The sequence below is a fragment of the Lichenicoccus roseus genome (assembly GCF_005844085.1).
GTDB lineage: Bacteria > Pseudomonadota > Alphaproteobacteria > Acetobacterales > Acetobacteraceae > Lichenicoccus > Lichenicoccus roseus.
On record NZ_VCDI01000001.1, the window covers coordinates 626,097 to 647,488 of the forward strand.

Consider the following 21,392-nt stretch of genomic DNA (forward strand, 5'->3'; position numbering starts at 1 on the left):
GGCTCTCAGGATCCGCTTCGGGCGTGATCGCTCACGCCACCAGGGGTGTCAGTTGGGGAAGCCTTCCTCGGCATCCACCGTCTCGGGGCGCGGGCCGCTATCCAGGCCCTTCGCCGCAACGTCGCGGTCGATCAGCTCGATCACCGCCATGTCGGCGGCGTCGCCGTGGCGCATGCCGGCCTTCAGGACGCGCGTGTAGCCGCCCGACCGGGTCTTGTATCGCTCGGCGATGGTGCTGAAGAGCTTCGAGACGATGACGTCGTCACGCAGCTGCGCATAGGCCTGGCGGCGCGCATGCAGGCCGCCGCGCTTGCCCAGCGTGATCAGCTTCTCGGCGACGGGACGCAGCTCCTTCGCCTTCGGCAACGTGGTGGTGATCTGCTCGTGCTTGATCAGGGCCACCGCCATGTTGCGGAACATGGCGAGCCGGTGGGACGAGGTGACGCCGAGCTTCCGGCCGGCAACTCCGTGACGCATGGTACTTCTTCCTGGTTGTCGACCAGAAGCGGACCCCGAAGGGTCCCGCCTCCCTAGCTAAAGAATAGGCTCAGAACGGCTCGTCGAGGCGCTTGGCAAGGTCCTCGATGTTCTCGGGCGGCCAGGTCGGCACGTTCATTCCGAGCGCCAAGCCCATCGAGGTGAGGACTTCCTTGATCTCGTTCAGCGACTTGCGCCCGAAATTCGGGGTGCGCAGCATCTCCTGCTCGGTCTTCTGCACGAGATCGCCGATATAGACGATGTTGTCGTTCTTGAGGCAGTTCGCCGAACGCACCGACAGCTCGAGCTCGTCGACCTTGCGCAGCAGGTTGCGGTTGAACGGCAGGTCGTCCTGCGGCTCTTCCGCACGCACCGGACGAGGCTCGTCGAAGTTGATGAACAGCTGCAGCTGGTCCTGCAGGATGCGGGCGGCCAACGCCACCGCATCCTCGGGACCGACCGCGCCGTTGGTCTCCACCGTCAGCAGCAGCTTGTCGTAGTCGGTCACCTGCCCAACGCGGGTGGGCTCGACCTTGTACGAGACGCGGCGCACCGGCGAGTAGATCGCATCGATCGGGATCAGGCCGATCGGCGCATCCTCGGGACGGTTCGCCGCGGCCGGCACGTAGCCCTTGCCGAGGTTGACGGTGAACTCCATGCCGAGCTTCACGCCGTCGTCCAGCGTGCAGATGACCAGGTCGGGGTTCATCACCTCGATATCGTGGCCGACCTGGATCTGGCCGGCACGCACTTCGCCAGGGCCGGTCGCCGTCAGCGTCATCCGCTTCGGCCCCTCGCCGTGCATGCGGAGCGCAAGCTGCTTGATGTTCAGCACGATGTCGGTGACGTCCTCGCGGACGCCTGCAATCGAGGAGAATTCGTGCAGCACGCCGTCGATCTGCACGGCGGTGACGGCAGCGCCCTGCAGCGAGGACAGCAGGATTCGACGGATCGCATTACCGAGCGTCATGCCGAAGCCGCGCTCAAGCGGCTCGGCGACCACGGTCGCCGTACGCAACGGCTCGGCGCCGGGCTCGACTTCCAGCTTTTCCGGCTTGATCAGGGACTGCCAGTTCTTCTGGAGGACCAAGGGGGTGCCTTTCGTAACGGAAGGTCGCGACCAAAAGGTAACACGACCGGGGCTCCTGCCCGGTGGCAGGAGCGGCATCGGGACACGCGCGCCGCCGGCTCGAGGCCGGCGGCGGGGATCAGACGCGGCGGCGCTTGCGCGGACGGCAGCCGTTATGCGGGATCGGCGTCATGTCACGGATCGCGGTAATCGAGAAGCCGACTGCCTGAAGCGCACGCAGGGCACTCTCACGACCCGAACCCGGACCGGAAACCTCGATCTCAAGCGTCTCCATGCCGTGCTCGCGGGCCTTCTTGCCGGCATCCTCGGCGGCGACCTGTGCGGCGTACGGGGTCGACTTGCGCGAACCCTTGAAGCCCTGGCTGCCGGAGGACGACCAGGCAATCGCGTTGCCCTGTGCATCCGAGATGGTGATCATGGTGTTGTTGAACGTGGACAGCACGTGCGCCACGCCGGAGATGATGTTCTTGCGTTCTTTCTTGCGTACGCGTGGTGCGGCGGCTTTCGCCATGTGTGTTCGTCCTGCTCATGCTGAGGCGCCTGATGCGCCAGACGGCGCCATCCCGGTGGATGACGCCGCCAAGTCTCGGATGCGGAAGGCGGCGGAGCCTACTTGGTCGCCTTCTTCTTGCCGGCGATCGCGACCGCCTTGCCCTTGCGGGTGCGTGCATTGGTGTGGGTGCGCTGGCCACGGACCGGCAGGCCACGACGGTGACGCAGGCCGCGATAGCAGCCCAGGTCCATCAGCCGCTTCACGTTCATCGCCACTTCGCGTCGCAGGTCGCCCTCGACGCGAAAATCACGATCGATCAGCTCGCGGATGCGCAGCACCTCGTCGTCGGACAGCTCGTTCACCCTGCGCTCTGCCGGGATGCCGAGCGAGGAGACGATCTTGTCCGCCTTCGCCGGGCCGATCCCGTAGATGTAACGCAGGCCGATAACGACCCGCTTGTTGGTCGGGATGTTCACACCGGCAATACGCGCCACGCCAATCACTCCTCGTGCGCCCAGCCGAAGCCGGGCATTGAAAACTCGCCCAATTGGGCGGCTCGTATGTCCCGCGAATGTCCTTTACAAGGACCGCTCGCGTATGATCGGATTTGTCCGGCTACCCCGCGACCCGGTCGCCACCAGGGGCCACGGTATGTCCCGGTCTGAGGGCGCGCACTATACTTGCCATGACTGGCAAGTCAACTCGCGCCGATCAACTTACCGTGACAGCCTGGCGCAGGGCGGTATCGATCTCCTGGCTGACCTCGCTGATCTCGGCCATACCATCGATATGACGCACCAGACCCTGCCTCTCGTAGTGCGGCAGGATCGGCGCAGTCTCGTTGCGATAGGCCTCAAGTCGAGCCGTGACGGTCTCCCGCTTGTCGTCCGCCCGGTGGATGAAGTCGTGGCTGCCGCAGACATCGCAGGTGTTGTCGACCGCCGGACGCCTGAAGCTCTCATGGTAGCCGGCGCCACACTTGGCGCAGGTGTAGCGGCCGGCGATGCGGTCCGCGAGCAGCGCCTCGTCGACATCGAGTGCCAGCACCGCGTCGATCCGCAGGCCGAGATCGTGCAGCAGCGTGTCGAGCGCCGCCGCCTGGCCAACGGTTCGCGGGAAACCGTCCAGGATGAAGCCGTTGGCGCAGTCGGCCTGGCGCACCCGGCTGCCGAGCATGGCGACCAGTATCTCGTCCGGCACCAGCTGGCCGCTGGCCATCAGCGCCTTCGCCCGCTGGCCGATCTCGCTACCCGCAGCAACCTCGGCGCGCAGCATGTCGCCGGTCGAGACCTGGACGATGCCGTGCAGCTTCTCCAGTCGCTTCGCCTGCGTACCCTTGCCCGCGCCCGGAGGCCCCAGAAAGATCAGGTTCACCGCGTTCTCACCCTGCCGCGCGATTTGCGAATCAGCCCCTCGTACTGGTGCGCCAGCAGATGCGAGGTGATCTGGGCCCGCGTGTCCATGGCGACCGACACGATGATGATCAGACTGGTTCCGCCAAAGTAGAACGGCACGTTGTAGCGGCTGATCAGGATCTCCGGAAGCAGGCACACCACCACCAGGTAGAGTGCCCCGATCGTGGTCAACCGGGTCAGGATGCGATCGAGATAGGTGGCGGTATTGGCACCCGGACGGATGCCCGGCAGGAAGCCGCCCTGCTTGCGCAGGTTGTCGGCCGTCTCCTGCGGATTGAAGGTCACCGCGGCGTAGAAATACGAGAAGAAGATGATCATCGCGGCATACAGCAGCATGTAGACCGGCTGCCCGTGCGCGATCAGCCGGCCGATGGTGGCGAGCCAGCCGGTGCTGTTGCCGTTCGCCGCGAACCCCGAGAGGGTCGCCGGGATCAGCAACACCGAGGAGGCGAAGATCGGCGGGATCACGCCCGAGGTGTTGACCTTCAGCGGCATGTGGGTGCTGTCGCCGCCATACATGCGGCTGCCGACCTGGCGCTTCGGATACTGGATCACCACCCGCCGCTGGGCGGACTCCATGAAGGTGATGAAGCCGATGACACCGACCGCGATCAGCAGGAAGATCGCAACGAACACGGGTGACAGCGCGCCCGTGTAGCCGAGCTGCAGCATGGTCGCGAGCGCGTGCGGCAGGTTGGCGACGATGCCGGCGAAGATGATCAGGCTGATGCCGTTGCCGACGCCGCGCGCGGTGATCTGCTCGCCGAGCCACATCAGGAACATCGTGCCGCCGACCAGCGTCACCACGCAGGAGAGCCGGAAGAACATGCCGGGGTCGATCACCGCCGGCATGCCGTTGCGGCCATGCATGGCCTCGAGACCGACCGAGAAGCCGTAGGCCTGGAACAGCGCGATGAACAGCGTCAGGTAGCGGGTATACTGGTTGAGCTTCTTGCGGCCCTGCTCACCCTCCTTCTTGAGGGACTCGAGCGACGGGATCGCCGACGACATCAGCTGCACGATGATGGACGCGCTGATGTACGGCATGATGTTGAGCGCGAACACCGTGGCGCGGCCAAGCGCACCGCCGGTGAACATGTCGAACATGCCGAGGATGCCGCCCTGGTGCTGCGCCAGCAGCTGGCCCATCACGGTGGCGTCGATGCCGGGCACCGGGATGTAGGTGCCGATCCGGTACACCACGAGCGCACCCAGGGTGAACCAGATACGCTTCCACAACTCGGTCGCCTTGGACAGCGAGCCGAAATTCAGGTTTGCTGCAAGCTGCTCGGCCCCGGCGGCCATGCGCCCCCCCATCTCTGTCGGACCAACAGCCCGATCTTAAACAAACAGCGCCTCCTCGCGGAGACGCTGCTCTGTTCTAGCCCAGCCGTGACGAGACGACTACGCCTCGGCCGCAGCCGCCTGCTTCGGCGCCGCCACCTTGACGCTGCCGCCGGCCGCCTCGACCGCCGCGATCGCCGCCGCGGACGCGCCGGCGACATCGACGGTTACCGCGCGGGTGATCTCGCCACCTGCCAGCAGACGCACACCGGACCACTTGCCGCTGCCGATCAGGCCGGCTGCACGCAGGCTCGCCTCGGTGACGGTCGCGCCGGCCTCGAGCTTGCCGTCGGCGATCGCCTTGTCCAGCGTGCCAAGGTTGATGGGCGCATACACCTTGCGGAAGATGTTGCGGAAGCCGCGCTTCGGCAGACGCCGGTAGATCGGCAGCTGGCCACCCTCGAAGCCGTTCAGCGACACGCCCTCGCGCGCCTTCTGGCCCTTCACGCCCTTGCCCGACGTCTTGCCCTTGCCGGACCCGATGCCACGCCCGAGGCGCTTCTTGCGATAACGGGAACCTTCGTTATCACGCAGCTGATTGAGGTCCATGTTCAACCCTCCACCTTCACGAGGTGGGATACCTTGCGGATCATGCCGCGCACCGACGCGGTATTCTCCAGCTCGCGGGTCTTGCCGACCTTGTTGAGACCGAGGCCGATCAGCGTGGCCTGCTGACCAGGCTTCTGGCCGTTGCCGGACCCGACCTGGGTGATGCGGATCCGCTCACCGGTGGAGACGACCAGCGCCTCCAGGGTGGTCGTGGAGATCGGGATGTCAGACATCGGCCGTCTCCAGCGCCGGGGCGCCATCGCGCTTGCCCAGGATGTCCGAAACCTTCTTGCCGCGGCGCGCCGCGACCGAACGCGGGCTGGCGCAGCGCTCGAGGGCGTCGAACGTCGCCTTGACCATGTTGTGCGGGTTGCGGCTGCCGAGCGACTTCGCCACCACGTCGCCGATGCCGAGGCTCTCGAACACCGCGCGCATCGGGCCGCCGGCGATGATGCCGGTGCCGGCTTCCGCTGAACGCAGCACCACGTTGCCGGCGCCGTAATGGCCGGTGACGTCGTGATGGAGGGTGCGGCCCTCCTTCATCGGCACGCGGATCATGGTGCGCTTGGCCCGCTCGGTCGCCTTGCGGATCGCCTCGGGAACCTCGCGCGCCTTGCCGGCGCCGAAGCCGACCCGGCCCTTCTGGTCGCCGACCACCACCAGGGCGGCAAAGGCGAAGCGACGTCCACCCTTCACCACCTTGGCCACGCGGTTGATGGTGACCAGCTTGTCGATCAGGTCGTCGCCGTCGCGATCGCGCTCGCGGCCACCACGGTTGCCGTCGCGGCCGCCTTCTCTCGGTTGATGTGCCATTCGAGAGACCTCCCTTAGAACGCGAGGCCGCCCTCGCGGGCCGCCTCCGCCAGTGCCTTGACGCGGCCGTGGTAGAGATAGGCGCCGCGGTCGAACACCACGTTGCTGACGCCGGCGGCAATCGCCCGTTCGGCGACCAACTTGCCGACAGCGCTCGCCGCATCGGAGTCCGCACCGGTCTTGAGCTGCTCGCGCAGCGTCTTGTCCAGCGAGGAGGCGGCGGCCAGGGTGCGGCCGGCGACGTCGTCGATCACCTGGGCGTAGATGTTCTTGCCCGAGCGGAACACCGACAGGCGCGGGCGCCCGCCGGCCTTGCGGCGAAGCTGGAAGCGCAGGCGAACCCGCCGACGCTCCCGCAGATCCTGTTGCGTGCTCATTACTTCTTCTTGCCTTCCTTGCGGCGGATGACTTCCGTGCTGTACCGCACGCCCTTGCCCTTGTAGGGCTCAGGCGCCCGGAAATTCCGGATGTCCAGCGCCACCTGCCCGACGCGCTGCTTGTCCACACCCTCGACGGTCACCGCCGTCGGACGCGGCGTGGTGATCTTGATGCCGGCCGGGATCGCATAGACGATGTCATGCGAGTAGCCGAGGTTCATCACCAGGTTGGAGCCTTGCACCGACGCGCGATAGCCGGTGCCCTGGATCTCGAGCGTCTTGCTGTAGCCAGCCGAGACGCCCTTCACCATGGCAGCGACCAGCGCACGGGTGGTGCCCCACATCATGCGGGACGGTGCCGCCTTGCTGCGCGGCACCACGGTGACGCGGTTGTCGGCGACGGTCGTCTCGACGTGCTCCGACAACGGCAGCTTCAGCTCGCCGAGCTTGCCCTTGGCAGTAAGGATTCCGTCCACGATCGCGACCTGCACGCCCTGCGGGATCTCGACGGGGTATTTGCCTACACGTGACATGATGCCCCCCTCAGAACACGCGGCACAGGACCTCGCCGCCAACATTGGCGGCGCGAGCCTCTGCATCGCTCAGGACGCCACGCGGCGTCGACAGAATGGAAACGCCCAGGCCGGCATAGACCCGTGGCAGTTCCTTGATCTTCGAATAGACGCGACGGCCCGGCTTGGAGACCCGGTGGATCTCCTTGATGACCGGCTCGCCGTCCGTGTACTTCAGCTCGATGCGCAGCTGGGCGATGCCCGGCCGCAGCTCCTCGGCCTTGAAGCCACGGATATAGCCTTCGCGGCGAAGCGCCTCGAGCACGTTGGCGCGCAGCTTCGACGCCGGCGCGATGCAGGCGGCATGGCGCGCACGCTGCGCGTTGCGGATACGGGTGAGCATGTCACCCAGGGGATCGGACATCGACATCGGTCTTCCCCCTTACCAGCTCGACTTGACCATGCCGGGGATCTGGCCGCTGCTGGCCAGGTCCCGCAGTGCGATGCGGCACAGCTCGAACTTGCGGTAGTTCGCACGCGACCGGCCAGTCAGCTTGCAGCGCAGCTTGACGCGAACGCGCGCACCGTTGCGCGGCAGCTCGGCAAGCTTCATCGACGCCTCGAAGCGATCCTCGACCGGCAGGGTGCGGTCCATGATGATGCTCTTCAGCGCCAGCCGCTTCGGCTTGTCGCGCACCGACATTGCAGTCCGCTTCAGGTTGCGGTTGATGGCGGATGTCTTGGCCATGCCTTGTTCTATCCTCCGGAACCTGCCGGGACCGTCCCGGTGGTCTTCCCAAACAAATTAACTATTTGAGCGACGATGCAGCCGACGACGTTCAGGACGCCAGGAACGGCAGGTCGAAGCCCTTCAGCAGCGCCTTCGCCTCGGCATCGGTCTTCGCGCTGGTAACGAAGATGATGTCCATGCCGCGCACCTGGTCGACCTTGTCGTAGTTGATCTCCGGGAACACGATCTGCTCCTTCATGCCCATGGCGAAGTTGCCACGGCCATCGAAGCCCTTGTTCGGCGGCAGGCCACGGAAGTCGCGCACGCGAGGCATCGCGATCGTCACCAGGCGATCGAGGAACTCATACATGCGGTTGCGGCGCAGGGTCACCTTGCAGCCGATCGGCAGGCCCTCGCGGATCTTGAAGCCGGCGATCGCCTTCTTGGCAACCGTCTTGACCGGCTTCTGGCCGGCGATCAGCATCATCTCCGCAACCGCGGCATCGAGCTTCTTCTGGTCGCCGGCGGCTTCGCCGACGCCCATGTTGATGACGATCTTCTCGAGATGCGGGACCTGCATCACGTTCTTGTAGCCAAACTGCTCGCGCAGAGCCGCACGGAGTTCGCTCTCGTAGCGCTGCTGCATGCGCGGCTTGGCGCGGGTGGTCGCTTCTGACATGTCCGCCTCCTCAGCCTTCGATGATCTGGCCGGTCGCCTTGGCGACACGGACCTTGCGGCCATCGTCCAGCACGCGGAAGCCGACCTTGGTGGGCTTGCCGCTCTTGGGATCGACCAGTTTCAGGTTCGACAGATCCACCGACGCCTCGCGCTCGATGATGCCGCCCTGGTCACCCGCGCCGCGCGGCTTGGTGTGACGCTTGGCGATGGCTACGCCGCGAACGAGCGCCCGCTTCTCGGTCGTCAGCACGCTGAGCACCTCGCCCTGCTTGCCGCGATCGGAACCGGTGATGACGACCACCTGGTCGCCCTTGCGAATACGGGCCGCCATCAGATCACCTCCGGCGCCAGCGAGATGATCTTCATGAACTTGCGCGCACGCAGCTCACGCACGACCGGGCCGAAGATGCGGGTGCCGATCGGCTCCGACTGCTTGTTGATCAGCACCGCTGCATTGCGGTCGAAGCGGATCGCGCTGCCATCGGCACGACGCACAGGGAACGAGGTACGCACGATCACCGCCTGGTGGACGTCGCCCTTCTTCACCTTGCCGCGCGGGATCGCCTCCTTGATGGAAACGACGATCACGTCGCCGACCGAGGCCGACCTACGCTTCGAACCGCCAAGCACCTTGATGCACTGAACCCGCTTCGCACCGGAGTTGTCGGCGACGTCCAGGTTGGTCTCTACGATGATCATGCCGGCCCCAGGTGCTGCGCGTTTTCGACCACGGCAACCGCGTCAGGCGGCGCCTCGCCCAGCGTCTCGCCGTTGCGCATGACCACCGTCCAGGTCTTCCGCTTGGAGATCGGCGGGCACTCGACGATGCGGACCGTATCACCGGTCTTGCACAGGTTCTCTTCGTCGTGCGCCGCGTACTTCTTCGAGCGGCGAATGAACTTCTTGTACAGCGGGTGCATGATGCGACGATCGACCAGGACCGTAATGGTCTTGTCCATCTTGTCGCTGGTCACACGGCCCGTCAGGACGCGCCTCGGCATCGCCCTACTCCTCTCAGCTGCGCGCCGAAGGGGCAGTGGCCCCCGCGACTTTCTTCGCATGTTGAACTGTCTTGATGCGCGCGATCGCGCGACGCACCTCGCGGGTACGGCCCGCGCCCTCGTTCTGTCCGGTCGCACGCTGGAAACGCAGGTTGAACTGCTCACGCTTCAGGTCGAGGAGCTGCGTCTGCAACTCGTCCGGAGTCTTCGCCCGCAGATCGGCGGGCTTGATTGCCTTTGCCATCTCAGGCCTCCCCGAGCCGGGTGACGAACTTGGTCTTGATCGGCAGCTTCGCGGCGCCGAGCGCCAGCGCCTGCTTGGCGATCTCCGGGGAGACGCCATCGATCTCGAACACGATGCGGCCCGGCTTCACGCGCGCCACCCAGAACTCGGGCGAACCCTTGCCGGAGCCCATGCGGACCTCGGCCGGCTTCGTCGAGACCGGAACATCCGGAAAGATCCGGATCCAGACGCGGCCGGCACGCTTCATGGCGCGCGTGATGGCACGACGCGAGGCCTCGATCTGGCGCGCCGTGACGCGCTCCGGCTCGAGCGCCTTCAGGCCGAATGCGCCGAAATTCAGTGCCGTGCCGCCCTTGGCAAGGCCATGGATGCGGCCCTTGTGGGCCTTGCGGTACTTGGTCCGCTTCGGAGAGAGCATGTTCTAGATTCCTCGAAACGGACTTAGCGCTGCGGCGCCTGCTCGGCGGCACGACGGTCCTGGGCCAGCGGGTCATGCGCCAGGATCTCGCCCTTGAAGATCCACACCTTCACGCCGCACGTGCCGTATGTCGTCTTGGCGGTGGCAACCCCGTAATCGATGTCGGCGCGCAGCGTGTGCAGCGGCACGCGGCCCTCGCGATACCACTCGACACGTGCAATCTCGGCACCGCCGAGACGGCCGCCACAATTGATCCGGATGCCCTGGGCGCCGAGGCGCATCGCGGACTGCACGGCACGCTTCATGGCGCGACGGAACGCGACGCGGCGCTCCAGCTGCTGCGCGATGTTCTCGGCAACCAGCTGTGCCTCGATCTCCGGCTTGCGGATCTCGACGATGTTCAGCGACACGTCGGACTTCGCCATCTTGGCAAGATCCTTGCGCAGGACGTCGATGTCCTGGCCCTTCTTGCCGATGACCACGCCTGGACGCGCAGCATAGATCGTCACACGCGGCTTCTTGGCCGGACGCTCGATCACCACGCGCGAGATGCCCGCACCCGACAGCCGGCGCTTCAGGTGCGCCCGCAGCTTCAGGTCTTCGTGCAGCAGCTTCGAGTAGTCGGTGCCGGCGTACCAGCGGCTGTCCCAGGTGCGGTTGATGCCGAGCCGCAGACCGATTGGATTGACCTTGTGACCCATGGTTCAGGCCGCCTTTGCTTCTGATGCGTCAGGTGCGGGCTTGCGGGTGCGCGGCACCACCGGCTCCGGCGCACGCTCCGCCACCACGATCTTCAGGTGGCTGAAGAACTTCTCGATCTGGGCCGAACGGCCACGGCCACGAGCATGGAAGCGACGCATGACGATCGACTTGCCGACCTCCGCCGTGGTGACGACCAGCTGGTCGACATCGAGCTGATGGTTGTTCTCGGCATTGGCGATCGCGCTCTGCAGCGTCTTCTTCACCTGCAGCGCGATGCGGCGCTTGCTGAAGGTCAGCGTGGCGACCGCCTGCGAGGCCGGCTTGTTGCGGATCAGGCCGGCGACAAGGTTGAGCTTGCGCGGGCTGATGCGGATATTGCGCGTGACCGCCTGGGCCTCGGTGTCGCCCAGGGTGCGCGGATGCTTCGGCTTGCTCATCTTAGCCCCGCTTCGCCTTCTTGTCGGAGGAGTGCCCCGTGAAGGTCCGGGTCGGCGAGAACTCGCCGAACTTGTGCCCGACCATGTTCTCGTTGACCTGCACCGGCAGGAACTTGTGGCCGTTGTAGACACCGAAGGTCAGCCCAACGAAGTTCGGCAGGATCGTCGAACGACGCGACCAGATCTTGATCACCTCGTTGCGGCCCGAAGCGCGCGATGTCTCGGCCTTGTTCAGCAGATACCCGTCCACGAACGGGCCCTTCCAGACGGAACGTGCCATCTCTCTGTTGCCCCTTACTTGCCGGTCTTGCGGCGACGGATGATCAGGCTGTCGGTGCGCTTGTTGACGCGCGTCTTGTAGCCCTTGGTCGGCTTGCCCCACGGCGTCACCGGATGACGGCCACCCGACGTGCGGCCCTCGCCACCACCGTGCGGATGGTCGACCGGGTTCATCACCACGCCGCGCTGATGCGGACGACGGCCGAGCCAGCGGTTGCGACCGGCCTTGCCGATCGACTGGTTCATGTTGTCCGGGTTGGACACCGCACCGACGGTCGCCATGCACTCCGAGCGCACCAGGCGAAGCTCGCCGGATTGCAGCTTGATCTGCGCGTAGCCGGAATCCTTGCCGACCAGCTGGGCGTAGGTGCCGGCAGAGCGTGCCATCTTGCCGCCGGCGCCGGGCTTCAGCTCGACGTTGTGCACGATGGTGCCGACCGGGATCGCCGAGAGCGGCATCGCATTGCCTGGCTTGATATCGACGCGCGCGCCAGCAACGACCGGGTCACCGGCCTTCACCCGCTGCGGCGCGATGATGTAGGCCAGTTCGCCGTCCGAATACTTCACCAGCGCGATGAACGCGGTGCGGTTCGGATCGTACTCCAGCCGCTCGATGACGCCCTGCACGTCGAACTTGCGACGCTTGAAGTCGACATGGCGATAGGTCTGCTTGTGCCCACCGCCCCGGAAGCGCGAGGTCGTGCGGCCGTGGTTGTTGCGGCCGCCCGACTTGTTCTTGCCTTCGGTGAGCAGCTTGACCGGCTTGCCCTTCCACAGCTCGCTGCGGTCGATGAGGACCGTCCCGCGGAGGCTGGGAGTGACCGGGTTGAAATGCCTGAGTGCCATCTGATGCTACCTCGCGTTCAGGCCAGCTTCGCGGACAGGTCGATCGACTGTCCCTCGGCAAGCTGCACGAACGCCTTCTTCACGTCGGACCGGACGCCCGGACGACCACGGAACCGCTTGGTCTTGCCCTTCTGGATGAGCGTGTTCACGCCCATCACCTTGACGCCGAAGAGCCCTTCGACCGCCGCCTTGATCTGCGGCTTGCTGGCGGACAGCGCGACGCTGAACACCACCTGGTTCTTCTCGGATAGCGCCGTCGCCTTCTCGGTGATCACCGGGGCGCGGACGATGTCGAACATCGCCTCGCGGGACAGACGCTCCGCCTTGCGGCGGATGGCCAGGATGTTGGTCATGCCGCGTGCTCCTCGTGCACTTCGCCCGCGGGGGCGGTGTGCTCATGCGACAGCCGCGACTTCAGGGCGTCGACGCCGGCACGGGTGATCACCAGCACGTCGTGGTTCAGGATGTCGTAGACGTTGGCACCGACACCCGGCAGCACGTCGATGCGCGGCAGGTTTCGGGCAGCGCGCAGGAAGGTCTCGTTCACCACGCTGTCCACGATCAGCACCGAATGCCAGCCAAGCACCTTGAGCTTCTTCGCAAGCTCGGCGGTCTTGCCACCGGCGCCGGTCTCGTCGAGCACCACCAGACGGCCTTCCGAGGCCTTCTGCGAGAGCGCCGAGATCAGGCCCAGGCGACGCACCTTCTTGGGCAGCGAATAGCCATGGTCGCGCACGACCGGCCCATGCACCGCACCACCGGTGCGGAACTGCGGCGCACGCAGGCTGCCCTGGCGAGCGTTGCCGGTGCCCTTCTGCTTGTACGGCTTGCGCGTGGTGCCGGACACCTCACCCATGCCCTTGACCTTGTGGTTGCCGCTGCGCCGACGCGCCAGCTGCCAATGCACCACACGCGCCATGATGTCGGTGCGCGGGGTGGTGGCGAAGATCTCGTCGGGCAGGCCGATGGTGCCGGCGCTGCCGTTGTCGAGGGTCTTGATGTCGAAATCCATGGCCCTCTTCCTCACTCGGCCGCGGCCGGAGCTTCAGCTCCGTGCAGGCCGGCCGGATACGGCGCATCCTTGTGCCGGGTCTTCTTGATCGCGTCGCGGACCAGCACGAAGTCGTTCTTCGCGCCGGGGATCGCACCGCGAACCATCAGCAGGTTGCGCTCGACATCGACCAGCGCGATCTCGAGATTGAGCGTGGTGATCCGCTCGTGTCCGAGATGTCCGGCCATCTTCTTGTTCTTGAAGGTCTTGCCCGGATCCTGGCGATTACCGGTCGAGCCGAGCGAACGATGGCTTACCGACACACCATGGCTCGCCTCGAGACCGGCGAAGTTCCAGCGCTTCATGCCGCCGGCGAACCCCTTGCCCTTGCTGGTGCCGGTGACGTCCACCTTCTGGCCGACCACGAAGTGCGCGGCGGACAGGGTAGCACCAGGCTCGAGCACCGCGTCGGCGGCGACCCGGAACTCGACCAGCTTCTTCTTGGGTTCGACCTTGGTGCGGGCGAAATGGCCGCGGTTCGGCTTGGTGACGTTCTTCACCTTGGCATTGCCGCTGCCGAGCTGCACGGCGGTGTAGCCGTCACGCTCCTCGGTACGGGTATCCACCACCTGAAGGTTGTCCAGGTGCAGGACGGTGACCGGCACGTGGGTGCCGTCCTCCTTGAACAGCCGGGACATGCCCAGCTTCTTTGCAATCAATCCGGTGCGCATCGTCTGGACCTTAGAGTTTGATCTCGACGTCCACGCCAGAGGCGAGGTCGAGCTTCATGAGTGCGTCCACGGTCTGCGGGGTCGGCTCGACGATGTCGAGCAGCCGGCGATGAGTCCTGATCTCGAACTGCTCGCGGCTCTTCTTGTCCACGTGGGGGGAACGGTTCACGGTGAACCGCTCGATATGCGTCGGCAGCGGGATCGGACCCCGCACCCGCGCACCCGTACGCTTCGCCGTGTTCACGATCTCCTTCGTGCTGTTGTCCAGCACGCGGTGATCGTACGCCTTCAGGCGAATGCGGATGTTCTGGTTGTCCATCTTGCGGTCAGTCCAACTTCATCAATACGGGTGCGGGGTCCGGCGTCGATCGATACCGGCCTAGGCCTGGATCGAAGCCACCACGCCGGCGCCGACGGTCCGGCCACCTTCGCGGATGGCGAAACGCAAGCCCTCGTCCATGGCGATCGGCGCGATCAGCTCGACGTCCATCGACACGTTGTCGCCCGGCATCACCATCTCGGTGCCTTCCGGCAGCTGCACCACACCCGTTACGTCAGTTGTGCGGAAGTAGAACTGCGGACGGTAGTTGGTGAAGAACGGAGTATGACGACCGCCCTCCTCCTTGGTGAGGATGTACGCCTCGGCCTTGAACTTGGTGTGCGGGGTGATCGAGCCGGGCTTCGCCAGCACCTGGCCACGCTCGACATCCTCGCGCTTGGTGCCACGCAGCAGGGCGCCGATGTTGTCGCCGGCCTGGCCACGATCCAGCAGCTTGCGGAACATCTCGACGCCGGTGACGATGGTCTTCACCGTGTTCTTCAGGCCGACGATCTCGATCTCGTCACCCACGTTCACGATGCCACGCTCGACGCGGCCGGTTACGACGGTACCGCGGCCGGAGATCGAGAACACGTCCTCGATGGGCATCAGGAACGGACGGTCGATCGGACGCTCGGGCTGCGGAATGTAGGTGTCGACCGCGTTCATCAGCTCCATGACGGCCTGCTCACCGAGCACCGGGTCGCCATCCTCGAGAGTGACCAGGGCCGAGCCCTTGATCACCGGAATGTCGTCACCGGGGAACTGGTAGGAGGAGAGCAGCTCGCGCACCTCCATCTCGACCAGCTCGAGCAGCTCGGGGTCGTCGACCATGTCGACCTTGTTGAGGAACACTACCAGCGCCGGCACGCCAACCTGGCGAGCGAGGAGGATGTGCTCGCGGGTCTGCGGCATCGGGCCATCGGCGGCGGACACGACCAGGATTGCGCCATCCATCTGGGCGGCGCCGGTGATCATGTTCTTCACGTAGTCGGCGTGGCCGGGGCAATCGACGTGGGCGTAGTGGCGCGCCTTGGTCTCGTACTCGACATGCGCGGTCGAGATGGTGATGCCGCGGGCGCGCTCTTCCGGCGCCTTGTCGATCTGGTCATACGCCGTGTAGGTGGCGCCACCGACCTTCGCCAGGGTCTTGGTGATCGCCGCCGTCAGCGACGTCTTGCCGTGATCCACATGGCCGATGGTGCCGATGTTGCAGTGCGGCTTGTTCCGCTCGAATTTCGCCTTAGCCATTATCGTCTCTCCGTTACCGCAGCCTGTGACCGGGCGCAGGGTTGAATTGTATCAGGGGGTCGCCGTTACCAGCGGTAATGGCTGAAGGCCTTGTTCGCCTCGGCCATCCGGTGCGTGTCCTCGCGCTTCTTCACGGCGGTGCCGCGATTGTTCACCGCGTCGAGCAACTCGTTGGAGAGACGCTCCTGCATGGTGTGCTCACCGCGCTTGCGCGAGCTGTCGATCAGCCAGCGGATCGCCAGCGCCTGGCGACGCTCGGTCCGAACCTCGACCGGCACCTGGTACGTTGCACCACCGACGCGGCGCGAACGCACCTCGACGGCCGGCTTCACGTTCTCAAGCGCCTCGTGGAACATCCGCACCGGGTCGGCGGCGGCACCACCACGGCGACGCATCGACTCGAACGCACCATAGACGATGCCTTCGGCGGTGGACTTCTTGCCGTCGTACATGAGCGCATTCATGAAGCGCGTCACGACGACGTCTCCGAACTTCGGGTCCGGCAGGATCTCGCGCTTGACGGCGCGGCGGCGGCGACTCATCCCTCGATATCCTCTTACTTCGGGCGCTTGGCGCCGTAGAGCGAGCGACGCTGGCGACGCTTCGCAATGCCCTGCGTGTCGAGCACGCCGCGCAGGATGTGGTAGCGCACGCCGGGAAGATCCTTCACGCGGCCGCCACGGATCAGGACCACGCTGTGCTCCTGCAGGTTGTGGCCTTCGCCCGGAATGTAGCTCACCACCTCATAGCCGTTCGTCAGGCGCACCTTGGCGACCTTACGCAAAGCCGAGTTCGGCTTCTTCGGGGTCGTGGTGTAGACGCGCGTGCAGACGCCACGCTTCTGCGGGCAGCCCTGGAGGGCCGGCACCTTGTTGCGCTTGGCTGCGGGCTCGCGCCCCTTGGCGATCAGCTGGTTGATGGTGGGCATACGCCTCTGTCCCGATCCTCTTTGTGCCGTCCCCGGCTTGTTCTGGCCGCCATCGACCGCAACACAAAAACCGCAACGGACGGGCTGGCCCTCCGCGCGGCGTCCTGATCACGTTCGGCCTGAGCACCCTGGTAGCCAGAGGAGCGGCGCCGCACGCTAATCGGTGCTGCATTCGACGGCTTGAAAACGACCTCTCGTGAAGGTCAGCCGAGGGCGCGGAACCTACGAAGCGGAAGGGTCTGAGTCAACCCGCCTAGGCGGCGGAGTCGAAGCCCAGTCATGCGGCCGTTGCAACGCACCTCGGGAAAGCCCGCGCGCCGCCCTGAACCCTCCGGGACCAAAGGCCACGAACGCTCTCACTATAACAGGTGTCTAGCCGAAGAACCCGCTCGCGAATGCCCTACGATGGATGAGAGGCGCTCCCGGTGCCGGACCGCCAGCGCAGGACATTATCGAGGGGGCGAACAGAAATGGGCCGCCCAGGGGATCCCCTGAGCGGCCCAGTCTTGGAGCAGGTCTGCGGCTTATTCTGCCGCGCGACCCGTCACCGCCGGCGTCGCCTGTCCCAGCTTGTGCTGGGCATCGCGACCGGCGGCTACAGCGCGGAGCTTGTTCATCACGCTGCCGGTTCCGGCAGGGATGAGACGGCCCACAATCACGTTCTCCTTGAGACCATTCAACGTATCGACCTTGCCGGCTGTGGCCGCCTCCGTCAATACCCTTGTGGTCTCCTGGAAGGAGGCCGCCGAGATGAACGAGTGCGTCTGCAGGCTGGCCTTGGTGATGCCCTGGAGCACAGGCATCGCATGCGCCGGACGCTCGTTGGCCTGCAGTCGCTTGGCGTTCTCGCCCTCGTATTCGATGCGATCCACCGTCTCGCCGATCAGGTAGGTCGTATCGCCGGGCTCGAGGATCTCCACCTTCTGCAGCATCTGGCGAACGATGACCTCGATGTGCTTGTCGTTGATCTTCACGCCCTGCAGTCGATACACATCCTGGATCTCGTTCACGAGATAGTCAGACAGCGCTTCCACGCCGAGGACCTTCAGGATGTCATGCGGCACGCGCGGCCCGTCGACCAGCGGATCGCCACGGCGCACGAAGTCGCCTTCCTGCACCGAGACGTGCTTGCCCTTCGGGATCAGGTAGTCGGTCTCTTCGCTGGTCTCGTCGTTCTTGACGATCACCCGGCGCTTCGCCTTGTAGTCCTTGCCGAACTCGATGCGGCCATCTGTCTCGGCGATGATCGCATGGTCCTTCGGCCGCCTCGCCTCGAACAACTCGGCCACCCGCGGCAGACCGCCGGTGATGTCGCGCGTCTTGCTGCCCTCGCGCGGGATGCGGGCCAGCACGTCGCCGGCATGCACCGTGGCCCCGTTCTCAACCGAGAGGATCGAATCCGAGGTCAGGAAGTAGCGGGCTTCGCCGCCGTTGGACATCTTGAGCACTTCGCCCTTGGCGTCCTTCAGCTGCAGCCTGGGCCGCAGGTCGATGCCCTTGGCCGCCTGCTTGTAGTCGACCACCACCTTGGAGGTCAGGCCGGTGACCTCGTCCATGCGCTCGACCAGCGTGATGCTGTCGATCAGGTCGAGATACTCCACCCGCCCGGCCTGCTCGGTGATGATCGGCAGGGTGTACGGGTCCCACTCGGCCAGCTTCTGCTGCCGCGTGACCGTGGCGCCCTCGTCCACCAGCAACCGTGCGCCATACGGCACCCGGAAGCGGGCGCGCTCGGTGCCCTTCTCGTCGGTCAGCACGATCTCGCAGTTGCGTGCCATCACCACCGGCACGTTCATGCTGTTCTGCACGACGTTGCGGTTCTTGATGTTGACCACGCCGTCATGCGACGCCTCCACCATCGACTGCTCGGCGCCACGCTGCGCCGCACCGCCGATATGGAAGGTGCGCATGGTCAGCTGCGTGCCCGGCTCGCCGATCGACTGCGCCGCGATGACACCCACCGCCTCGCCGATATTGACCGGCGTGCCGCGGGCAAGGTCGCGCCCGTAGCAGCAGCCGCAGACACCGACCCGGCTGTCGCAGGTCAGCACCGAGCGGATCAGCATGCTCTCGACGCCTGCCGTCTCGACGCGCTCGGCCTCCGCCTCGCCGATCAGCGTGTTGCGCGGCAGCACCACGTCGCCGGTCGCCGGCTCGATCACGTCCACCGCCGTCGAACGGCCCAGGATGCGCTCGGCCAGCGAGGAGACCACCTCGCCGCCATCCATCACCGCACGCACGGTCAGGCCGCGCTCGGTGCCGCAATCGTTCTCGACGATGATGCAGTCCTGCGCCACGTCGACCAGGCGGCGGGTCAGGTAGCCGGAGTTCGCGGTCTTCAACGCCGTGTCCGCGAGGCCCTTGCGGGCGCCGTGGGTGGAGGTGAAGTAGTCGAGGACCGACAGGCCTTCCTTGAAGTTGGCGATGATCGGCTGCTCGATGATCTCGCCCGACGGCTTGGCCATCAGGCCGCGCATGCCGGCGAGCTGCTTCATCTGCGCCGGCGACCCGCGCGCGCCGGAATGGCTCATCATCCAGACCGAGTTGGTCTGCTTGCCCGGCTCCTGCTTGGAGATCTCCTTCATCATCGCGGCCTGCACCTCGTCGGTGCAGCGCGACCATGCATCGACGACCTTGTTGTAGCGCTCGCCGGCGGTGATCAGCCCGTCCTGGTACTGCTGCTCGAACTCCTTGACCTCGGCCTGGGTCTTCTCGACCAGCGGCTTCTTCTCGGCCGGGATGATCATGTCGTCCTTGCCGAACGAGATGCCGGCCTTCGCCGCCTGGCCGAAACCAAGCCCCATCAGCCGGTCGGCGAAGATCACGCACTCCTTCTGGCCGCAATGGCGGTAGACGGCGTCGATCACGTCCGAGACGTTCTTCTTGGTGAGCTGCTTGTTGATCAGCTCGAACGGCACCATCGGGTGCTTGGGCAGGATCTGCGCGATCAGCATGCGGCCCGGTGTGGTCACCACGGTGCGGCGCACCGGCTTGCCGTCGGCGTCCACCGTGTCGTAGCGCGCCCGGATCTTGTCGTGCAGCTTGACCGCCTTGGCCGTCAGCGCGAACTCGATCTCGCCGATCGAGCCGAACGCCGACGCCCCGGTCTCCGTCACGTGGCCCTTGTCGTCGTACTTGTTCTGGTCGGGCGTGGTGCGGAAGTCGGCGGTCTCGAGCGACAGGTAGTACAGCCCGAGCACGATGTCCTGGCTTGGCACGATGATCGGCTTGCCGTTCGCCGGGCTGAGGATGTTGTTGGTCGACATCATCAGCACGCGGGCTTCTAGCTGCGCCTCGAGCGACAACGGCACGTGCACCGCCATCTGGTCACCGTCGAAGTCTGCATTGAAGGCCGTGCAGACCAGCGGATGCAGCTGGATCGCCTTGCCCTCGATCAGCACTGGCTCGAACGCCTGGATGCCGAGGCGGTGCAGGGTCGGCGCCCGGTTCAGCATCACCGGATGCTCGCGGATCACCTCCTCGAGGATGTCCCAGACCTCGGGACGCTCCTTCTCCACCATGCGCTTGGCCGCCTTGATGGTGGTGGCGTGGCCGTACTTCTCCAGCTTGGAGTAGATGAACGGCTTGAACAGCTCGAGCGCCATCTTCTTGGGCAGGCCGCACTGGTGCAGCTTGAGCTCGGGACCCACCACGATCACCGAACGGCCAGAATAGTCGACGCGCTTGCCGAGCAGGTTCTGCCGGAACCGGCCCTGCTTGCCCTTCAGCATGTCGGACAGCGACTTCAGCGGACGCTTGTTGGCGCCGGTGATGGCGCGACCGCGACGGCCGTTGTCGAACAGCGCGTCGACGCTCTCCTGCAGCATGCGCTTCTCGTTGCGCACGATGATGTCCGGCGCGCGCAGCTCGATCAGCCGCTTCAAACGATTGTTGCGGTTGATGACGCGGCGATACAGGTCGTTCAGGTCCGACGTCGCGAACCGGCCGCCGTCGAGCGGCACCAGCGGGCGCAGCTCGGGCGGGATCACCGGCACCACGTCCAGGATCATCCAGTCCGGGTGCGAGCCGCTCTCGGCGAACGCCTCCACCAGCTTCAGGCGCTTGACCAGCTTCTTGCGCTTGGCCTCCGACGTGGTGTCCTTGAGGTCGGCGCGCAGCTTCACCTTCTCGGCGTCGCAGTCGATCTCCTTGAGGATCGACTTCACCGCCTCGGCACCGATGCCGTAGCGGAAATCGTCGCCGAACTCGTCCTGCTTGTTGAGGAGCTGGTCCTCGGTCAGCAGCTGGTGCAGCTTGAGGTCGGTCGAGCCCGGCTCGAGAACCACGTAGTTCTCGAAATACAGGATCTTCTCAAGCTCCTTGAGCGTGAGGTCGACCATCAGGCCGATGCGGCTTGGCAGCGACTTCAGGAACCAGATGTGCGCGACCGGCGAGGCCAGCTCGATATGGCCCATGCGCTCGCGGCGCACCTTTGCCAGCGTCACCTCGACACCGCACTTCTCGCAGATGATGCCGCGGAACTTCATGCGCTTGTACTTGCCGCACAGGCACTCGTAGTCCTTGATCGGCCCGAAGATGCGCGCGCAGAACAGTCCGTCCCGCTCCGGCTTGAACGTCCGGTAGTTGATGGTCTCGGGCTTCTTGATCTCGCCATAGGACCAGGAGCGGATCTGCTCCGACGAGGCGAGCTGGATCTTGATCTGGTCGAACGTCTGCGCCTGGCCGGTCTGGCCAAGGATCTTCATCAGTTCATTCATGCGTCGTGACCCCTGAGAGGGTGAAATTCAGGACCTGGAAGGCGGTGG

31 protein-coding genes are annotated in these 21,392 nt (G+C 65.6%); all 31 read right to left on the reverse strand.

Annotated features, from left to right (window positions below; all coding sequences use genetic code 11):
* Positions 1-48: 48 nt before the first annotated feature.
* The 31 genes from rplQ to rpoC all read right to left on the reverse strand — a co-directional run bounded on the left by rplQ (position 49) and on the right by rpoC (position 21,344).
* Positions 49-477: a 50S ribosomal protein L17 gene (gene rplQ / locus FE263_RS02725; protein WP_138324395.1), complete on the reverse strand. Its 429-nt coding sequence runs from the start codon at positions 475-477 to the stop codon at positions 49-51.
* 70 nt (positions 478-547) lie between these two features.
* Positions 548-1,567, reverse strand: coding sequence for a DNA-directed RNA polymerase subunit alpha (locus FE263_RS02730; protein ID WP_138324396.1), 1,020 nt, complete (start codon positions 1,565-1,567; stop codon positions 548-550).
* A 118-nt stretch (positions 1,568-1,685) separates the two neighbouring features.
* Complete coding sequence (gene rpsK, locus FE263_RS02735; RefSeq protein WP_138324397.1) at positions 1,686-2,078, reverse strand: 30S ribosomal protein S11; 393 nt, start codon at positions 2,076-2,078, stop codon at positions 1,686-1,688.
* A 98-nt stretch (positions 2,079-2,176) separates the two neighbouring features.
* On the reverse strand, positions 2,177-2,554 hold the full coding sequence (gene rpsM / locus FE263_RS02740) for a 30S ribosomal protein S13 (RefSeq protein ID WP_138324398.1): 378 nt from the start codon (positions 2,552-2,554) through the stop codon (positions 2,177-2,179).
* Between the two features lie 217 nt (positions 2,555-2,771).
* Positions 2,772-3,434, reverse strand: coding sequence for an adenylate kinase (locus tag FE263_RS02745; protein ID WP_138324399.1), 663 nt, complete (start codon positions 3,432-3,434; stop codon positions 2,772-2,774).
* A complete protein-coding gene (gene secY, locus FE263_RS02750; RefSeq protein WP_138324400.1) occupies positions 3,431-4,780 on the reverse strand; it encodes a preprotein translocase subunit SecY in 1,350 nt (449 codons plus the stop codon). Before secY ends, FE263_RS02745 begins: the two co-directional genes overlap by 4 nt.
* A 99-nt stretch (positions 4,781-4,879) precedes the next feature.
* Positions 4,880-5,368: a 50S ribosomal protein L15 gene (rplO, locus tag FE263_RS02755; RefSeq protein ID WP_138324401.1), complete on the reverse strand. Its 489-nt coding sequence runs from the start codon at positions 5,366-5,368 to the stop codon at positions 4,880-4,882.
* A gap of 2 nt (positions 5,369-5,370) precedes the next feature.
* Positions 5,371-5,601 carry a 50S ribosomal protein L30 gene (rpmD, locus tag FE263_RS02760; protein WP_138324402.1) on the reverse strand — a complete coding sequence of 77 codons (231 nt, stop codon included), beginning with the start codon at positions 5,599-5,601 and terminating at the stop codon, positions 5,371-5,373.
* A complete protein-coding gene (gene rpsE / locus FE263_RS02765) occupies positions 5,594-6,181 on the reverse strand; it encodes a 30S ribosomal protein S5 (RefSeq protein ID WP_138324403.1) in 588 nt (195 codons plus the stop codon). Before rpsE ends, rpmD begins: the two co-directional genes overlap by 8 nt.
* 14 nt (positions 6,182-6,195) lie before the next feature.
* Positions 6,196-6,558 carry a 50S ribosomal protein L18 gene (gene rplR / locus FE263_RS02770; RefSeq protein WP_138324404.1) on the reverse strand — a complete coding sequence of 121 codons (363 nt, stop codon included), beginning with the start codon at positions 6,556-6,558 and terminating at the stop codon, positions 6,196-6,198.
* Positions 6,558-7,091, reverse strand: a complete 534-nt coding sequence (gene rplF / locus FE263_RS02775) for a 50S ribosomal protein L6 (protein ID WP_138324405.1) — start codon at positions 7,089-7,091, stop codon at positions 6,558-6,560. The genes rplR and rplF overlap by 1 nt, the downstream gene beginning before the upstream one ends.
* 10 nt (positions 7,092-7,101) lie before the next feature.
* Positions 7,102-7,500, reverse strand: a complete 399-nt coding sequence (rpsH, locus tag FE263_RS02780; protein ID WP_138324406.1) for a 30S ribosomal protein S8 — start codon at positions 7,498-7,500, stop codon at positions 7,102-7,104.
* Positions 7,501-7,512: 12 nt separating this feature from the next.
* Positions 7,513-7,818, reverse strand: coding sequence for a 30S ribosomal protein S14 (gene rpsN, locus FE263_RS02785; protein ID WP_138324407.1), 306 nt, complete (start codon positions 7,816-7,818; stop codon positions 7,513-7,515).
* 91 nt (positions 7,819-7,909) lie between these two features.
* Entirely contained in the window at positions 7,910-8,479 is a 570-nt protein-coding gene (rplE, locus tag FE263_RS02790) for a 50S ribosomal protein L5 (protein ID WP_138324408.1), read from the reverse strand.
* Between the two features lie 10 nt (positions 8,480-8,489).
* Positions 8,490-8,810, reverse strand: a complete 321-nt coding sequence (gene rplX / locus FE263_RS02795; protein WP_138324409.1) for a 50S ribosomal protein L24 — start codon at positions 8,808-8,810, stop codon at positions 8,490-8,492.
* Positions 8,810-9,178 carry a 50S ribosomal protein L14 gene (gene rplN, locus FE263_RS02800; protein ID WP_138324410.1) on the reverse strand — a complete coding sequence of 123 codons (369 nt, stop codon included), beginning with the start codon at positions 9,176-9,178 and terminating at the stop codon, positions 8,810-8,812. Before rplN ends, rplX begins: the two co-directional genes overlap by 1 nt.
* The gene (gene rpsQ / locus FE263_RS02805) at positions 9,175-9,480 is read right to left on the reverse strand and encodes a 30S ribosomal protein S17 (RefSeq protein WP_138324411.1); all 306 of its coding nucleotides are present in this window, start codon (positions 9,478-9,480) and stop codon (positions 9,175-9,177) included. Before rpsQ ends, rplN begins: the two co-directional genes overlap by 4 nt.
* 13 nt (positions 9,481-9,493) lie before the next feature.
* Positions 9,494-9,724: a 50S ribosomal protein L29 gene (gene rpmC / locus FE263_RS02810; RefSeq protein WP_138324412.1), complete on the reverse strand. Its 231-nt coding sequence runs from the start codon at positions 9,722-9,724 to the stop codon at positions 9,494-9,496.
* Position 9,725: 1 nt separating this feature from the next.
* Complete coding sequence (rplP, locus tag FE263_RS02815) at positions 9,726-10,142, reverse strand: 50S ribosomal protein L16 (RefSeq protein WP_138324413.1); 417 nt, start codon at positions 10,140-10,142, stop codon at positions 9,726-9,728.
* 23 nt (positions 10,143-10,165) lie between these two features.
* Positions 10,166-10,843, reverse strand: coding sequence for a 30S ribosomal protein S3 (rpsC, locus tag FE263_RS02820; protein WP_138324414.1), 678 nt, complete (start codon positions 10,841-10,843; stop codon positions 10,166-10,168).
* Positions 10,844-10,846: 3 nt separating this feature from the next.
* Positions 10,847-11,281: a 50S ribosomal protein L22 gene (gene rplV / locus FE263_RS02825; RefSeq protein WP_138324415.1), complete on the reverse strand. Its 435-nt coding sequence runs from the start codon at positions 11,279-11,281 to the stop codon at positions 10,847-10,849.
* A gap of 1 nt (position 11,282) precedes the next feature.
* On the reverse strand, positions 11,283-11,561 hold the full coding sequence (gene rpsS / locus FE263_RS02830) for a 30S ribosomal protein S19 (RefSeq protein WP_138324416.1): 279 nt from the start codon (positions 11,559-11,561) through the stop codon (positions 11,283-11,285).
* A 14-nt stretch (positions 11,562-11,575) separates the two neighbouring features.
* Complete coding sequence (rplB, locus tag FE263_RS02835) at positions 11,576-12,406, reverse strand: 50S ribosomal protein L2 (RefSeq protein ID WP_138324417.1); 831 nt, start codon at positions 12,404-12,406, stop codon at positions 11,576-11,578.
* 17 nt (positions 12,407-12,423) lie between these two features.
* On the reverse strand, positions 12,424-12,720 hold the full coding sequence (locus tag FE263_RS02840; protein ID WP_171033955.1) for a 50S ribosomal protein L23: 297 nt from the start codon (positions 12,718-12,720) through the stop codon (positions 12,424-12,426).
* Positions 12,721-12,755: 35 nt separating this feature from the next.
* A complete protein-coding gene (gene rplD, locus FE263_RS02845; RefSeq protein WP_138324419.1) occupies positions 12,756-13,418 on the reverse strand; it encodes a 50S ribosomal protein L4 in 663 nt (220 codons plus the stop codon).
* Between the two features lie 11 nt (positions 13,419-13,429).
* Positions 13,430-14,128 (reverse strand): 50S ribosomal protein L3, encoded by a 699-nt coding sequence (rplC, locus tag FE263_RS02850; protein WP_138324420.1) that lies wholly within the window; start codon positions 14,126-14,128, stop codon positions 13,430-13,432.
* 10 nt (positions 14,129-14,138) lie between these two features.
* Positions 14,139-14,447 (reverse strand): 30S ribosomal protein S10, encoded by a 309-nt coding sequence (gene rpsJ / locus FE263_RS02855; protein WP_138324421.1) that lies wholly within the window; start codon positions 14,445-14,447, stop codon positions 14,139-14,141.
* Between the two features lie 60 nt (positions 14,448-14,507).
* Positions 14,508-15,698: an elongation factor Tu gene (tuf, locus tag FE263_RS02860; protein ID WP_138324422.1), complete on the reverse strand. Its 1,191-nt coding sequence runs from the start codon at positions 15,696-15,698 to the stop codon at positions 14,508-14,510.
* 65 nt (positions 15,699-15,763) lie between these two features.
* On the reverse strand, positions 15,764-16,240 hold the full coding sequence (gene rpsG, locus FE263_RS02865; RefSeq protein ID WP_138324423.1) for a 30S ribosomal protein S7: 477 nt from the start codon (positions 16,238-16,240) through the stop codon (positions 15,764-15,766).
* A gap of 14 nt (positions 16,241-16,254) precedes the next feature.
* Positions 16,255-16,626 (reverse strand): 30S ribosomal protein S12, encoded by a 372-nt coding sequence (gene rpsL / locus FE263_RS02870; protein WP_003621118.1) that lies wholly within the window; start codon positions 16,624-16,626, stop codon positions 16,255-16,257.
* Between the two features lie 524 nt (positions 16,627-17,150).
* The gene (rpoC, locus tag FE263_RS02875) at positions 17,151-21,344 is read right to left on the reverse strand and encodes a DNA-directed RNA polymerase subunit beta' (protein WP_138324424.1); all 4,194 of its coding nucleotides are present in this window, start codon (positions 21,342-21,344) and stop codon (positions 17,151-17,153) included.
* Positions 21,345-21,392 lie beyond the last annotated feature (48 nt).